15 protein-coding genes are annotated in these 15,051 nt (G+C 63.4%); 8 read left to right on the top strand and 7 right to left on the bottom strand.

Translation table 11 applies throughout. The features are described 5' to 3' along the window. Positions 1–131 precede the first annotated feature (131 nt). From LT988_RS22860 to LT988_RS22840, 5 genes are all read left to right on the top strand, one after another. Positions 132–2,042, top strand: a complete 1,911-nt coding sequence (locus LT988_RS22860; protein ID WP_332460502.1) for a pyruvate kinase — start codon at positions 132–134, stop codon at positions 2,040–2,042. 402 nt (positions 2,043–2,444) lie between these two features. Then, the gene (locus LT988_RS22855; RefSeq protein WP_232407816.1) at positions 2,445–2,798 is read left to right on the top strand and encodes a M48 family metallopeptidase; all 354 of its coding nucleotides are present in this window, start codon (positions 2,445–2,447) and stop codon (positions 2,796–2,798) included. Between the two features lie 29 nt (positions 2,799–2,827). Continuing rightward, positions 2,828–3,106 (top strand): hypothetical protein, encoded by a 279-nt coding sequence (locus LT988_RS22850; RefSeq protein ID WP_232407815.1) that lies wholly within the window; start codon positions 2,828–2,830, stop codon positions 3,104–3,106. Continuing rightward, complete coding sequence (locus LT988_RS22845; protein ID WP_232407814.1) at positions 3,100–4,098, top strand: SRPBCC family protein; 999 nt, start codon at positions 3,100–3,102, stop codon at positions 4,096–4,098. The genes LT988_RS22850 and LT988_RS22845 overlap by 7 nt, the downstream gene beginning before the upstream one ends. A gap of 188 nt (positions 4,099–4,286) precedes the next feature. Further along, entirely contained in the window at positions 4,287–5,057 is a 771-nt protein-coding gene (locus tag LT988_RS22840) for an HAD family hydrolase (protein ID WP_232407813.1), read from the top strand. Positions 5,058–5,343: 286 nt separating this feature from the next. Here LT988_RS22840 and LT988_RS22835 read toward each other — a convergent pair whose 3' ends face one another. From LT988_RS22835 to mgtE, 6 genes are all read right to left on the bottom strand, one after another. Further along, positions 5,344–5,700: a hypothetical protein gene (locus LT988_RS22835; RefSeq protein ID WP_232407811.1), complete on the bottom strand. Its 357-nt coding sequence runs from the start codon at positions 5,698–5,700 to the stop codon at positions 5,344–5,346. 21 nt (positions 5,701–5,721) lie between these two features. Beyond that, complete coding sequence (gene pstS, locus LT988_RS22830; protein WP_232407809.1) at positions 5,722–6,768, bottom strand: phosphate ABC transporter substrate-binding protein PstS; 1,047 nt, start codon at positions 6,766–6,768, stop codon at positions 5,722–5,724. A gap of 103 nt (positions 6,769–6,871) precedes the next feature. Beyond that, positions 6,872–7,132 (bottom strand): hypothetical protein, encoded by a 261-nt coding sequence (locus LT988_RS22825; protein ID WP_232407808.1) that lies wholly within the window; start codon positions 7,130–7,132, stop codon positions 6,872–6,874. A 360-nt stretch (positions 7,133–7,492) separates the two neighbouring features. After that, positions 7,493–9,127 (bottom strand): bifunctional metallophosphatase/5'-nucleotidase, encoded by a 1,635-nt coding sequence (locus LT988_RS22820; protein WP_232407806.1) that lies wholly within the window; start codon positions 9,125–9,127, stop codon positions 7,493–7,495. Then, positions 9,124–9,681 carry a hypothetical protein gene (locus LT988_RS22815; RefSeq protein WP_232407804.1) on the bottom strand — a complete coding sequence of 186 codons (558 nt, stop codon included), beginning with the start codon at positions 9,679–9,681 and terminating at the stop codon, positions 9,124–9,126. The genes LT988_RS22820 and LT988_RS22815 overlap by 4 nt, the downstream gene beginning before the upstream one ends. A gap of 381 nt (positions 9,682–10,062) precedes the next feature. Next, entirely contained in the window at positions 10,063–11,190 is a 1,128-nt protein-coding gene (gene mgtE / locus LT988_RS22810) for a magnesium transporter (RefSeq protein ID WP_232407803.1), read from the bottom strand. Positions 11,191–11,308: 118 nt separating this feature from the next. Between mgtE and LT988_RS22805 the strand changes: the two genes are divergently transcribed. The 3 genes from LT988_RS22805 to ppk2 all read left to right on the top strand — a co-directional run bounded on the left by LT988_RS22805 (position 11,309) and on the right by ppk2 (position 14,353). Continuing rightward, positions 11,309–12,256, top strand: a complete 948-nt coding sequence (locus LT988_RS22805) for a CHAD domain-containing protein (RefSeq protein WP_232407802.1) — start codon at positions 11,309–11,311, stop codon at positions 12,254–12,256. Between the two features lie 205 nt (positions 12,257–12,461). Further along, positions 12,462–12,902, top strand: coding sequence for a hypothetical protein (locus tag LT988_RS22800; protein ID WP_232407801.1), 441 nt, complete (start codon positions 12,462–12,464; stop codon positions 12,900–12,902). Between the two features lie 530 nt (positions 12,903–13,432). Continuing rightward, positions 13,433–14,353, top strand: coding sequence for a polyphosphate kinase 2 (ppk2, locus tag LT988_RS22795; protein WP_232407800.1), 921 nt, complete (start codon positions 13,433–13,435; stop codon positions 14,351–14,353). Between the two features lie 27 nt (positions 14,354–14,380). Here ppk2 and phoU read toward each other — a convergent pair whose 3' ends face one another. Further along, positions 14,381–15,049 (bottom strand): phosphate signaling complex protein PhoU, encoded by a 669-nt coding sequence (phoU, locus tag LT988_RS22790; protein ID WP_232407799.1) that lies wholly within the window; start codon positions 15,047–15,049, stop codon positions 14,381–14,383. Positions 15,050–15,051 lie beyond the last annotated feature (2 nt).

Genomic DNA, 15,051 nt, shown 5'->3' with positions numbered 1-15,051 from the left:
ACCTCGCTGCGCCGGTCCGGCTCGAGGGTATTTCGCAGGTGATGACAACCCCTGCGGATCAGCCTCGATCGGTGCCGCTGCGGCAGCCCCCGCCTCGCAGCAGGATCACACAACTGAAACACATCTGCCCTATGTTCTCCGGATTCGGCCGTCACCGCGCGGCCAAGATCCAACGCGCAGGCACCCGCCCCATGACCACGACCCCGACATCCCGACAGTTGGAAAGACCGATCGCCCAACTCGCCACCCTCCGCGAGGGTGCCGTCGAGTTCGAGCGAGCCTACGAGGCCGAGATCGAGAAGGTCGAGCCCAGCCATCGCGACAGCGCACGCAACTTCCTTCACTATCTGAGTATTCGTCAACACGACATCCGCAGTCTGCAGCAGGACCTCGGCGCCTTGGGGCTCTCGTCGCTCGGCGTCCTGGAGCCCCATGCCCTGGCCAGCCTCAACTCGGTCATGGCCATCTTGGAGCAGCTCAGCGGCAAGGATCTCGGTCCGGCGCCGGAGCCGCCGGTGGATTTCCGTACCGGCCCCTTGTTGCTTCGGGATCATACCCGTGCGCTCCTGGGTCCCGAGCCGCGGGACCGATTCGTTCGCATCATGGTGACCATGCCCAGTGAAGCGGCCTCGGATGCGCAACTGGTCCAGGATCTCCTCATTGCCGGGATGGATGTCATGCGCATCAACTGCGCGCACGACGGTCCGGATGCCTGGTTCGCGATGGTGGAAAACCTGCGCCGCGCAGAGCGCGTCGTCGGGCGCAGCTGTCGCGTGCAGGCCGACCTAGCCGGTCCGAAGCTCCGCACGGGCGCCATTCGCGCGAGCGGGCGGGTGAAACGATTGGCGCCCGAGCGGGATGTCTTCGGTCGCATCGCTAGGCCCGCTTGTATTTGGCTGACTACAGCGGCAGCGGCCGAGCCGCCCCCCGGCGATATTCGCTACACCCTGCGGATCGAGTGCGGTCTGCTCGAGCGGCTCGCTGTCGGCGATTGTATTGCTCTGACCGACACGCGCGGTCAAAACCATGAGCTGAAGATCGTCGAGACGGCCGGTCGATCATTCATCGCCGAAACCGAGCGGACCGCCTATATTCAGGACGAGACACCGGTGACGGGCCTGCGCGACGGCAAGTCGATCGGGGAAGGGCGCATCGTCGGGATCCCCGAGGTGGTCAACCCCATCGGCCTCCTGCCCGGAGACACCCTGATTTTGACCCGTGACGACGAACCCGGTACGGACGCCGAGCGGGACGCATCCGGTCGCATCGTCGCGCCGGCACAGATCCACTGCACCCTCGATGCGGCGTTCGAGCAGGTCGCGCACGGACACCGGGTTTGGTTCGACGACGGAAAGATCGGCGGCCTTGTTCAAGAAAACGACGGCCAGCGCATCCGGGTCAAGATCACCCATACCGGGCCGCAGGGCGCCAAGCTGCGCGCCGAGAAGGGCATCAACTTCCCCGACACCGCGCTCGAGATGTCCGCCCTGACCGAGAAAGACCTCGAGGACCTGCCGGCAGTCGTCAAGTTTGCCGACATGGTCGCGCTGTCCTTCGTGCGCGGGCCCGAGGATGTCGAGCATCTGCACGACGCGCTCTACCGACTCGGCGCCAACCGTCTCGGCGTCGTGCTCAAGATCGAAAACCGTCAGGCCTTCGAGAACCTCCCGCGGATCCTGCTCGCAAGCCTCAACTCGCCTCCCGTCGGGATCATGATCGCGCGGGGCGATCTGGCGGTCGAAGTCGGCTTCGAGCGCCTCTCCGAGGTGCAGCAGGAGATCCTCTGGCTCTGCGAGGCGGCGCATGTCCCGGTGATCTGGGCCACCCAGATCCTCGAGGGCATGGCCAAGAAGGGGGCACCGTCGCGCGCGGAGGTCTCGGACGCCGCCATGAGCATCCAGGCCGAATGCGCCATGCTCAACAAGGGGCCGAACATCGTCGAGACCGTCCGTTTCCTCGACGGCATCATCGGACGCATGGACGAGCATTACGTCAAGCGGCGGGCGACGCTGCGCAAGCTCTCGGTCGCGCAGCTCAAATAGCAAGAGACGGCGCGGAGCATCGCCGGTATCGAGTCCGTCCACGCGGTCGGCGTTTGCATCCGAGGGATCGCCTTGGCCGGTCTCCCCGGTCGCGCATTGGACGCTGTTGCCGACCCTTTCGGACGGCTCGAACCGCGTCGAGCTGCAGCGCTTCGGCTCCGAAGGTGGCAGGCGATTCGAAGAGATCTTCCGTCGCGTCCAAACAATACTGGATCTGCCGGAGCCTCGCCTAGTGGCAGGATCTCAAGCCGACTGGGGGTGCTGCGCGAATACATGAACGGCGAGGGGTTTCTGTACCTGGGGCGGGCTTACCGTCTTCTGCTGGTCGCCGACCAGGCAGAGAAGCTTTAGCTCAAGAATGGCCGCTTCACGCTGCGGCGCGACCTCGTTGACCATGGCGAGATGGCGGCGGCCAAATCCGCGTTCCGGGATTACCATACCGCCAAGGGCACCGAGCGACTGCGCAGCCGTGTCGGCTACTTCGCCCCCAAGGTGGGCGTCGAGCCGGCAGGCATCGAGGTCAAGGAGCTTGGACACCGGTGGGCCTCGTGCTCGGCCTCCGGCAAGCTCGCCTTTCACTGGAAGTGCATGATGGCTCCTCAGACCGTCATCGACTACATCCTGGTCCACGAGCTTTGCCACTTCCACCACCGCGACCATACGGACGCATTCTGGAACGAGGTCGACAAGGTCCTACCCGATTTCCGGGAGCGGAAGGAATGGCTGCGAAGGAACGGGGCGGCGCTCGACGTTTAAGAACGCAGGGGCCGAACTCCGCCTTCGCCATGACCGAGCTGCAACGCCGCACGATCCCGGTTCGCGGCGGCGCCCGTTATCCAATCGCCGCACGGCCGAAGGATTTTAAAGCCGCCCATCGCATCATCGCCGTCAGCCGTCGCGAACATGAGCCGATGGTGCGCGAGCACTTCCCGGAGGTGATGGAGCGCATCCAGTATTTCGAGATCGGTGACCTCGACGTCGAAAAACGTCTCGATTCATCCACGTGCAACGAATGGAAGGCTAAACTTCCGAGAATCCAGCCTACCGGGAGATCGCCATGCTGATTGTCCTGATTGTCCTCGCCATCGCCCTCGCTGCCGGGCTCGTCTATCTAAGCCGACTTCCAAAGGATTACGAGGTCCGGCGCAGTCTGACCATGCACGCCGACCGGCAAGCCGTCTTCGACCGGGTACGCGATTTCCGAAGCTGGGACGACTGGAGTCCCTGGCTGCTGCACGAACCCGATGCCAAGCGTGACTTCAGTGCGGCCGAAGATCAGCCGGGCGGCTCCTATACCTGGGATGGACGCCTCATCGGCGCCGGCCGGCTGACCCATATCCGCTTCGATCCGCCTGGGCGGATCGAGCAACGACTGGAGATCCAGCGACCCTTCAAGTCAGGGTCGGATGTCTGGTGGGAATTCGCCGAAACGGACGAGGGGACAGAGGTCGCCTGGTACCTGCGCGGCAGCATGCCCTTCCTGTTGCGTCCCATGATCCCCTTGGTGCGCGAGATGATCGGCAAGGACTACGAGCTCGGCCTGGCGCTGCTTCGCGGGCAGCTTGATCCGGACGCCCCGCGGCCCGAGCTGCGTTTCGAGGGCGAGACCACTCTGCAGCCGCAGAGCGCGCTGCTGATCCCCTTCAGCGGCAGGATGGATGCGATGGTGCGGGCCATGGAGGACGGCTTCCCGAAGCTCGCGGGCCATCTCGCTTCCCTCGGTGTTGCGCCTGTCGGACCGCCTTTCAGCGCCTATAACAAGGTGAACGTGAAGAAAAACCGCTTCGAGTGCGACATGGCGATCCCGGCGCCCGCAGACATCGCCGCCGGCCCCTTCGCCCGCAAGGACTTCAACGGCGGCCGACACTACCGGGTCACCCTCACCGGCAGCTATGACTTTCTGGAGCTGGCCTGGTACGCCGCCGTGGCCCATGTCCGCATGCTCAAGCTCAAGCTCGACAAGCACCGCCCAATGCTGGAGATCTACGAGAACGACCCGTCCAGCGCCGAGAGCCCCAAGGAACTGCGCACCGCCCTCTTAATTCCGCTGCGCTGAGGCGCGAGGGGATCAGCCACCCCCGCGCGATAGACGAATACCGCCGTATCGACTCGGGCAGTTCGTTGCGCTGCGCCCGGGATCGGCGTCTTGGAGTAGTATCGAACAGCGGCCGCTCGCCTGGCCTTTTGTTTCCGCCTTGACGAGCTTCGGCCCGTCCAGGGCCTACTCGGAATCCGAGGTCATCCATGACGGGAATGCCTGCCCGACTCATCCGCGATGCGCGGCTCTTGTTGTTGGATTTCGACGGCGTGATCACGACCGAAGCAGAAGATGTGGCGCTGAAGGCGCAGACCCTGGCGGTCTTCGCAGCGATCAGCACGCATTTCGGCGAGCGCGCCCTCAAGATGATGCGACTCGCAGGCCGCGCCATCTATGATGCGGGCGGGAGTCTCCAGCTCGGACCGCTCTTGTACCATACCGCCAAATTGCTTAAGCCCGCGGAGGACCCGATCGAGCCGACCCTCGCGAGGCTCATCGACGCCTGCACCGGAAACCTCGACTATCGCGGCATCAGTCGAGCCGAAGACCGGATCCGCGAGGGACTGGATCTGCTCAGGGATCATGAGATCCAGGTTGCCATCTTGACCAACGGGGTCCGCGAGAACGTCTTCCGGGTTCTCGAGGTCAAGGGGCTTACCGAGATGTTTCCGCCCGAGCACATCTTCGATGCGATCTCGACGCTCGATAAAAAGAACAAGCTGCATCCCAAACCGGATCCGCAAGGCTATCGCTTCGTTCTCAAGGAGCTCGATGTCGAGCCTCGGTCCTGTATCGTTGTCGACAATAGCCGCAAGAATGTCCGAGCGGCGAAACGCGAGGTCGGATGCGGTGGAGCGGTCTACGTCGGCAATAGCCTCAAACGCAAGGACCGAGGGGTGATCGATCACCTGGCGCCATCGTTCGAGCGGCTGATGGGGGAGATTGCCGACGTGCTGCGGGGGGGAGGTCTAAAGTGATTTCCGAAAATCAGTATCCCGACTGCGCATGCCCGCACAACCTGAAGGTGCCTGAGGTGCACCTAAATGCGCATCGACACGTCGATCGTTCCGTGCAAATTTGATCGGCCGGAAGCAACGTCGCGACCACCGTCGGCATCACTTCCGGCGAATCCGATGTGCAGTTGGGATGTTGGTTCCCGGAAATCGCCTAAGGGTTTGGCCTCCAGCCTCCAGCCTCGCTGATTCGACCGAGTCGGCTATGGTTCCCGCTCGGCTGGATGTTTATGCCGGACTGCCTCCCTTTTCAGGAGCCAGGATCGCCGTAGAAGACGTAGTTGGTGGAATAGTCGCTGATCTCGAAATAGACCGATTTTTCGCCGCCGTCCTGGACGCCGTTCTGATTCAGATCCAACACCCCGTAGCCGAAACGATAGGGTCGTGCTCCTGCCCCCTGGGTCGCGCTGGCCGTCGTGAGCTTGTCGATCTTGATAAAGCGCCGGACCAGCTTTTCCCCTGCATAGACTTCAAGGACCCCGTTCGCCCCGGTCCAATTCTGAAGCGTCCGACCGAACTTGTTTTGCGTCTCTTGCGTACAGCCGACGACCAGCAGACCGGCCGCCACACCGAGCGCAACCCCTCGAAGTGCCGTCGATTTCACCATTTCAGCTTTCCTCGATCCATGCTATTTCCTCGAATCGAGCTCCTCGAGAATCAAGGAAACCGCCTTTTCACTTAAGGGGATATAACCCAGCTTGGAGGCATCCGCCTGTCCGTCGACGAGCGCGTAGCGCACCACGTCGCGCATCGCCTGCGACTTGGCATCATCCCCGCCGGAGCGCATCACCAACCAAGACAACGACAAGATAGGATAAGCCCCCGCACCTTCCGGATCGCTCAGCTGCGATGGATCAAGCTTCGCCCGAAAGGCCTCGATCGCCGCCCGGAACGACTCGCTCCCGGCCGAGACAAAATCACCCTCGCGGTTCTCGATCGAAGCCATCTGCATGTTGGGTAGGTGAGCATAGGAATACTGAACATAGCCGATGGCACCGACCGTCGCCTGAACGAAGGCCGCCACGCCCCCGTTGCCGCTTCCGCGGATCAGGCCGCCTCGCGCCCGCAGCAATGCCGGCCAGTCCGGAGACATGCTCACGCCTACTTCCTTCGCGAACGCCTCGCTGATCGCGCTCAGATGCCGTGTCATGACCAAGGAAGTGCCGCTTGCGTCGACCCGCGTGACCACCACGATCGGCACATCCGGGATCTCGACACCCGGGTTGGCCGCAAGAATCAACGGATCGTTCCAGCGTGCGACCGAGCCGAGGAAGATGCCGGCGAGGGCTTCGCGCGAGAGCCGCAGCGCGTCGATCCCCGGAAGATTGTAGGTCAAGACGACCGCCCCGGCCGTCAACGGGAGCTGGAGGATGTTGTCCCCTGCCCTCTGCGCCAGCTCATCGGTCAAGGGCTGATCCGATCCTGCGAAATCGAGCCGACCTTCGATAAAGCTGTTGACGCCCGGTCCGGAGCCGATCGGCTGATAGTCGACCTGAATGTTCGGATGCGCGAGGAAATAGTCCCGAAACCAGCGCTGATAGAGCGGAGCCGGAAAACTCGCCCCCGCGCCGTTGATCTTGATCGGGTCCGCAGCAATGGATGGCTGCCAGAAGGTTGTGGAGACCAGCGCGCCGAAGGCGAGCGCCAGTACACGCAGGGCAGGAGATAACGGCATCTAGAGTTCCTCTCGGTCGTCGATCTGGTGAGGGTGCGATCTGGTGGGCCGTTCGGTCGGTCTCCGTTCCGGACGGGGTGTTCGGGAGCACGCGCAAGCATCCTTAGGCTTTCTTGCTCTCGCCTCGGTTGGCCTCGAGGATCCGCGCATAGCGCTCGGGATCCTGCTTGAGCATCAGGACGTAGTCTTCGACGAGTCCTTGCCACCCGAACCCGCCATGCGCTTTAAGCTTGAGAAGGCCGATCATCAGCAGCTTGGATGCGGCGCGCAGCTCGCGATCCGAGCCCTCCTCGTACCAGTCGACGAGCTCCTCATAGAGCGTTTCGACCTTCTCGAGAGGTGTTTTGCGATCCGAATCCGCCATGTGATGCACCAAGTCGTCGGGTTCGGGCGATCAAAGGGGTGCTGACTCCATCCCCGCGAGTCGAACCCGGGATCCATGTTCGGCCGAATCGCCCATGAGCCCATACGATAGTTGTTGAATGTGTTCAACAGATGACAGTGAGGTGTCCAACCCGACGAGTCGGCGTCCTCCGTGTCGAGCTAGGCTTCCTCGGACGCGGGACCCACGGGGATCGAGGCTGCGACCGTTGCGGCATTACCGTCGTCGGCATCGCGATATAGAGATTCCATTCCGGTTGCAACGAGCTCGCTTGCTCGGTTTTGCGCGATCCCCCCTTTCTCCCGGCCGGCAGCCATGCCGGACGGGAGAAAACCGGTCAGGCTAAGGCAAGGGCTCAAACGACTGGGTCGAGAAGTCCTCGGGAAGCGGCACGAAGAGGTCTCCACCGCCGAGATCCTGGACCAGGTAGTCGACGAAACCCTGTGCGTAGTTGATGAAGGTGTCGGTCACCCGCCCGTCGTCCGCGGCGGCCTTGAAGGTGGCGTAACCGTCACCGCCGTTGGCCAGAAAACTGTTGGTCACGACGATATAGGTCTCCGCGGGGTCGAGAGGCGACCAGATCCGGGTGGATCGATCCTTCACCTCGACGGCACTGATCCGCGCGCCCTTGGCTTGGTTCATATCGATGTTCCAGCGGATCCGCGAGCCATAGGGGAAGGCCCCTGTGTTGCCGCCGGGATTCGAGGCGTAGAAGGCAAGACCGTCCTCGATGCTGTCGAGCACCTCTTGGCCCGACAGCTCGAGCTCGACCAGGGTATTGGAGAAGGGCAACAGGGTGTAGGCGGTCCCGATCGTGATCTCCCCCTCGGGGATCGTGATGCGGACGCCACCGCCGTTTTGCAGCGCGAGGTCGGCCCGGAAGGCACGTGCCAGGAAGGCGTCGGTCACGACCTGCTGGCTGAAGCCGCCGTTCACATCTAGCTGCGCCCCCGAAAGGGAAACGGCGTCGCCGTCGCAGGGTGCGCTCCCGCGGGGCTCTGTCGGCACGCGCCGCTCACAGATGACCTCGCCCGCTTCGCCGATCACCTCCTGACTGAGCTCGTCGACCTGGTCCGCATAAGCGGCGAGGATCGCCTCGGCCGTTGGATCCGGGGTCACGACACCGAGGTCCGGATCCGCGTCGATGAGCCCCAGGATCTCGATACGCTCCGGCTCGGTTATCGGCTGACGGTTTCGCTCGAAGGCATCCCCGAGCAAGAGGTGCGGCGTACCGCCGCAGGTGTCGACTTTGCCCTCGCGGAAGGTGACGGCCAGCTCGCCGACGACCTGGGCATACTGCCAAGCCTGCGCGACGCAGACCGGGTCGCCGTCCGCGTTCGTGGTGAGGGTCGGGTAGTCACCGGCCGAGGGCAAACCGTACTGACCGAGATTGCCGAGCAGGGTGTGCGAGTCACCGCCGATGATGGCGTCCACACCGGTCACGGCCTGCGCAAGCGCCAAGTCGTTTTTGTAACCGTAGTGGGTCACGAGGACGATGTTGTCGATCCCCATCGCCGAGAGCGCGTCGACATAGGCTTGCGCGGTCTCGACCTCGTCGAGGAACTGCGTGGTCGGCAAGGGCTGCGATGAGAATCGCGTCTTATCGGCGATGTCGATCCCGATGAATGCGACCTTCTGGCCTTGAAACTCCTTGATGACGTAGGGCTGGATGTAATCGTTTGCCGTCACGGGCGCCAACGGCGTTCCGACGGCCGGAATCACGTTAGCGGCGATCGTCGTTGTATCGCATGTCTGATCCGACCCCAGGACATCGAGGAACTTCACCAAAGTCGCGTCACCGTCGTCGAATTCATGGTTACCGAGCGCAAAGACGTCGAAGCAGGCCGTGTTCATCAGATCCGCGTCGGCCTCGCCCTGAAACAGCGTGTAGAAGAGTGTGCCCGTGATGGCGTCGCCCGCGTGAATCTTCGCGACATTGTCGAGCAGCGATTCGAGCTCTCTGATCTTGGCCGTCACCCGCGGGAAGCCGCCGATCGGGGCAGTGAACGCCCCCCCGATGAGCCGAGGTCGAGCGTCGTGCTGGTTGGCTGCAGGTTCGAGTGATGATCGTTGATGTGGAGCAGATTGATCGTCAGCGGCTCATCGTCGCGGATGGTGCCGGTGGCCCTACCCTTCTCGACGGTTACACCGGGCGCCGCGACGATGTGCAGGTTTAAGGTGGCATCCGGACCGACGACCTTGTCGTCACGGATCCGGACCCCGAGAGAACCCTCGGTGGCACCGGCCGGGATCGTGGTCAACACGGCGCCGGGACGATAGTCCCTGACCGGCATTGCCGAATCGCGGAGCGGAACGGCGATGACGCGCAGCGCCCTCGGCGCGGGTCGGTCGAGGATGACCGGAAAGGACAGCAGACCCTCGCCCTCGTAGGCAACGGCATCCTGGACCGAAAGAACGGGGCGGCTGGGCTTTCCGGGCAGACCGGCGTTTGCCGCGCCGGGCGCAGCGAGGGCGACACACGCGATCCACGCGGTCGCCAAGGCGAGCAAAGGGGCTCGGATGTCGATCATGCTGGAGTCCTCCGGTCGGTTCGATGCTGGCTTGAGATCCCCGCCGGTGAGTCGCGAAGCCGCGTTCGAGCCGCGATCCATCCGATAACCGGGGACGATAGTGTGGCAAGGTTCCGTGACAGTCGATCGAAGGGACGGTGACGCTTGGATGATTCCTGATCGGGATCGCAGAGCAGACGTCGGCGTAGGCTCGATCACGGCCATCGCATCCGGGCGGCGGGCCCGAGCACCGCCGCTGCCGCTGAGGTCGGCGCGGGTACCCCGCGTCTCGACAACATGGTCTTCTCGAATCGGTGCGCTACTGTGATTCCGGCAAGTTTTACTTGTTGAGAACGGCTGAGTTTCGCGTTGGAGCGCGTCGCAGACCTAAGGGACAGCCTCTTAGAGGTAGAACAACGATGCCAGGGCAAAGAAGATCATCACCGAGAGGATGTCGTTGCCGGTGGTGATGAAGACACCGGTGGCCATCGCCGGATCGATCCCGATACGATCCAGCACGATCGGGATCGTCGCGCCGACCGCGACCGCGACCGTGACGACGGCGAGCAAGGCAAGCCCGGCGGTCAAAGCCAAGGTGATCGGCGCGTCGAAGGCCGCGATCTGCGCGACGCCCAGCACCAAGAGCATCAGAATCGCCGCGGCGATGCTGCCGTTCGCAAGCGCGGCGAGCAGCTCCTTGGCCAGGCGCCAGCCGAGGTCCCCGAAGGTCACGGTGCCGGTCGAGATGCCCTGTACGGCGACGGTCGCGGCCTGAATGCCGGCGTTGCCCGCCATCGACATGACGATCGGGATAAAGCTCGCGAGGATCGCGGCCTTGGCGAGCTCGTCTTCGAAGGCACCGACCACCGCCGCGGACATCGAGGCGCCGGCCAGTCCGCCCAAGAGCCAGGGGATGCGCCCGCGCACGATCCGTCCGATCGACTCGTCGGGGCGCGCGTCGGCGGGTAGGCCGGCCATCAGGTTGCGGTCCTCCTCGGCCTCCTCGCGCAGCACCCGGCGCAGCTGCTTCGGCGTAATGCGCCCGATCAGCCGCCCGTCGCGGTCCACGACCGGGGCGACCGAGAGCTCGTAGCGATCCGCCAGCTTGGCCACCTCCTCTCGGTCGGTATCCGGCCCGACCGCAACGAAGTCGGTACTCATGACGTCGCGAACCGGCGCCTCCTTGGGCGACAGCATCAGATCACGGAGCCGCAGGTAGCCAACCGGTCGCCGCTCTGCATCGACGACGTAGACCGCATAGAGTTTTCCGATCGCCGGCGCATGGGCGCGGACCTCGTCGGTGACTTGACCGATTTTCCAGTCCGGCGGAACGGCGACGAACTTGCGGCTCATGATGCTGCCGGCCGATTCCTCCCGGTAACCGCGCAGCGCCGCGATCGCCTCGCGCTCGCGCAGCCGCGGGAGCACTTGCCGCACCACCGCGTCCGGGAAATCATCCAGCACATCGAAGGCATCCGACGGCTTGGGCGGCTCTTCGCTCCATTGCGCCGGACCGCCCGAATGGATCAAGCCTATACTTCGGGAAGAGGCAAACGGCGGAAAACGGCGGCGAAATGGCACGCGCAGCCGCATGCTTCGTTCCCTATCCGGATCACCCCATCCGAGACACGAGGGGGAGAGTCCTGCCGTGACTGACAAGAAGGCGAGAACGCAAGTGCCGCTGCGCAAGGGAATGACGGTCAGTGCGGCGTTGGCGACGATCCTGCGCCATAACTTCGATGACATGACGCAATGGGAAGCGAAGGCCCGGTCTTGGGATGATCTCGAGGGCGTGCACCAGATGCGCGTCACCTCCCGTCGCATGCGCGCGGCCTTGTCGTCGTTTCGCTCGGCCGTCCCGAAGGAGATCAGCCGGCACTGGAGCGAGGAATTGGGCTGGGTGGCGAGCCAACTTGGTCGGGCTCGCGACCTCGATGTCTTTATCGCCGAGGGCCTGGCATCCGTGCGGGAGAGGCTGCCGCTCCCCGGCGCAGACAAGCTGTCGACGTTGGCGGAGCAGCACCGCGCGGCCGCCTACGAGGTGGTTCGAGCCATGCTCGACAGCGATCGTTATGCACAGATCAAGCTCGCCTTTCCGCAGTGGGCCGAGACCAGGGCCTGGGAGCAGGCGGATCTCGCGGAGGAACAGCGCACCCGGCTCGACATGGACGTCGCCAAGTACGCACGCAAGCGCTTGGACCGCTCCGAGCGCAAGGTCCTCGAGGCTGGCACGGACCTCGACAAGAACGACGCCCGGCAGCTGCATCGGCTGCGGATCCAATGCAAGAAGCTGCGTTACGCCGCCGAGTTCTTCTCCGCCATCACACCGGGCCTCGACGTCTACATCACCCGGTTGAAGGGCCTACAGGATCTGCTGGGTGTCCTCAACGACGTATCGGTCATGAGCAGCCTGCTCGACGACCTGCTCGCCGGACAGTCCGACCCTGATGTCATCCGTTATTCCGGTGGCCTGGTCGGGTGGCGTACGCGGCAATCCTGCGAGCTGTTGGACAGCTTCGAGGACCACTGGCAGGCTTTCGTGCAGGGCAAGCATCCTTGGTGGCACAAGCACGGCCACGGACGACACCAAGACTGAGGGCTTCGAAAAAACCTTGCCGCCCGGCCGCTTCCATCGAACAACGCTTGGGCTCGATCACGGCCATCGCATCCCGGCGGCGGGCCCGAGCACCGCCGCTGCGGCAGAGGTCGTTACGCGGTACGTCTCGTCTTCACAACATTGTCTTTCTCGAACTGGACCTCTCGGGTAAAATCGGTCGCCGTTTCGGTCACAAGGTGCTGGTATGACGTTCGCCGAGGCCATCAAGCAGGGCATCGCGCTCCAGGTTGTTCTCCCGAACCGCCATCGACCTTTCGAGCTGGATCGCCGGAGTGTGGCCGATATCTTCTTGGCGGAAACCACGCTCGGCGCAGCCGTGATTTGGCTTGAGCCTTTCTGGTGCGAGATGCCGACCCGGAAGGTGTGTCGAATCTCATATGCCGATCCACTCGAGAAGGCGGCCGAGACCCGCTGGGTCGACCACGAACCGCGTTACGGTCCCCATTGCATTGCCTATCAGAAACCCTTTCTCGCGGAGCGCCTGACCAGCGACTCACCGGCCTGGGACGCGTATTCGGCTTGGTCGATCCGGCGCGCCGGCGAGGGCCGGGATTGCGACCGAGAGGCCGCTTGGAAGCGGATCGAAACCGAGCTCGCAGGAATCGTCACGGCCCGCTTGGTCTGAGCTCTGGGCTGAACCCTATTGACGCCGCATCCAGGCGCGTGCGAATCCGCCGCGACGACGGGACACCTATTGACCGAAGGGCATCCGCGAGTCCTAAGCACCGCCCGCACCCTCTGTTGGTCTCGGGGAACATCCCAACTGACTTGGCCTAGCAAGACACCGCCTTTTGGTTCGGCGGCGTCGGCTGACCGGCCTTGCCGGCGACAACCTTTCCGCCCCTCGCAATCGAACCGCAACAATTCGACGTCGAGAACCGAGATCGACACGGACCCCACTGATCCGGACGCCTCCGCAGCGACGCATTGCACTGGAAGCGATGGTGTTGATCACCTTAAGGTTCATGAAAGGTTCATTTCCGTCTGATTTACTTCCGTCCAGGGGGTTATGAAGCGTCCCGGGATCATGCAATCCCGGTGTTGGCGGGCCGATCCAATCGCGGCGTCGAGGATCGAGAAAGGCCAGCTCGATCCTCGTGATAGCGAACGTCCGTTCAAACAAACCTTTCATTCGCGGCCTTACGGAGCGACAAGATGACGATCGACGACGAAAACCCTGAAGCTATGGACTGGCTGACGGCCGAGCTCGCGGATACGCTCGACGAAGACTACGAGCTCGAGATCTCCGAGCCGGCACTCTCCGAAGAGCTTCGCAGGACCTACAAGCGCAAGCACCCGGCGGCTCTGGATCGGTCGACCTATTTTCGCTCCCTGCTGGCGCTGCAAGGCGAGCTCATCAAGCTCCACAACTGGGTCGAGCAGACCGGCGAGAAGGTCCTGGTGATCTTCGAGGGGCGCGACGCGGCCGGCAAGGGCGGCGTCATCAAACGTATTACTCAGCGCCTCAATCCGCGCGTCGTTCGTGTGGTCGCGCTGCAGAAACCGACCGAGCAGGAGAAGACCCAGTGGTACTTCCAGCGCTACGTTCCGCACCTGCCATCCGGCGGGGAGATCGTGCTGTTCGATCGCTCGTGGTACAACCGTTCAGGGGTCGAGCGCGTCATGGGCTTCGCAGACGCGGATCAAGTCGAACAGTTCTTTCAGGACGTACCGGAGTTCGAGCGCATGCTGGTGCGCTCGGGTATCCGCTTGATCAAGTACTGGTTCTCCATCACCGACGAGGAGCAGCAGCTGCGCTTTCTCATGCGCATCCATGACCCTCTCAAACAATGGAAACTGAGTCCGATGGATCTTCAATCCCGGGTTCGATGGGAGGACTACACGAAGGCAAAGGAAGAGACCTTCGCGCGCACCAATATTCCCGAGGCACCCTGGTTCGTCGTTGAAGGCAACGACAAGAAGCGGGCACGGCTCAACTGCATCCGCCACTTGCTGAGCCAGATTCCTTACGCGGAGGTGCCGCACGAGCAGATCTCGCTACCCGACCGCGTCTTCAATCCGGATTACGATCGCGAGCCCCTGCCGGAGCAACTCTTCGTCCCTAATCACTACTGACGCATTGCGATCAGTCAGGCCTGAGCGTCAATTCAGCTCAGGCAGCTGTCCGGTCGCGATGTAGACCACCCGTTCGGCGATATTGGTTGCACGGTCTGCGACACGCTCGTAGTTGTGAGCCATCCAGGAGAGTGCAACGCAACGAGCTGCGACCTCCGGCTCGCTCCGGATCGACGCGACGATTGCGGCAATGAGCTCTCGTTGGAGGGCATCGACCTGATCATCGCGTATCGCGACCTCCCGCGCCGCCACCGCGTCTCCACCGTTGCGACCATAGGCCGCCATGGCATCCCGGAACATGGCGACGGCGGCCTCGCCGATCTCGACGACGAACATCATCAAGGGCGCCGGGAAGACCTGATCGGCGTCGAGCAGCAGAATCCGTGCGACGTCCGCCGCATAGTCCCCGATCCGCTCCATTTCCGTCGCCATCTCCAGAGCGGCGCCAACCATTCGCAGGTCGGCGCCAGCCGGTTGATACGCGGCCAACACGAGCAGCGCCTCCTGTTCCAGGACGCGCCGACGGAGGTTGATCGCTTCATCACCATCCACGATCTTCCGAGCCAAGTCGAGGTCGTGTTCACGCAGTGCGTCCAGTGATTGACGCAACGCCACCTCGACGTGCTCACCGAGGACGAGCAAGCCCTGCCGCAATGCGTCGCGCTTTTTCTCAACCAGCAACAGTGATTCAGCCATGC

Source organism: Thiocapsa bogorovii (assembly GCF_021228795.1).
Classification (GTDB): domain Bacteria; phylum Pseudomonadota; class Gammaproteobacteria; order Chromatiales; family Chromatiaceae; genus Thiocapsa; species Thiocapsa bogorovii.
Note: the sequence above shows the minus strand (reverse complement) of the source record. Positions and strands in the feature narration are given on the sequence as shown.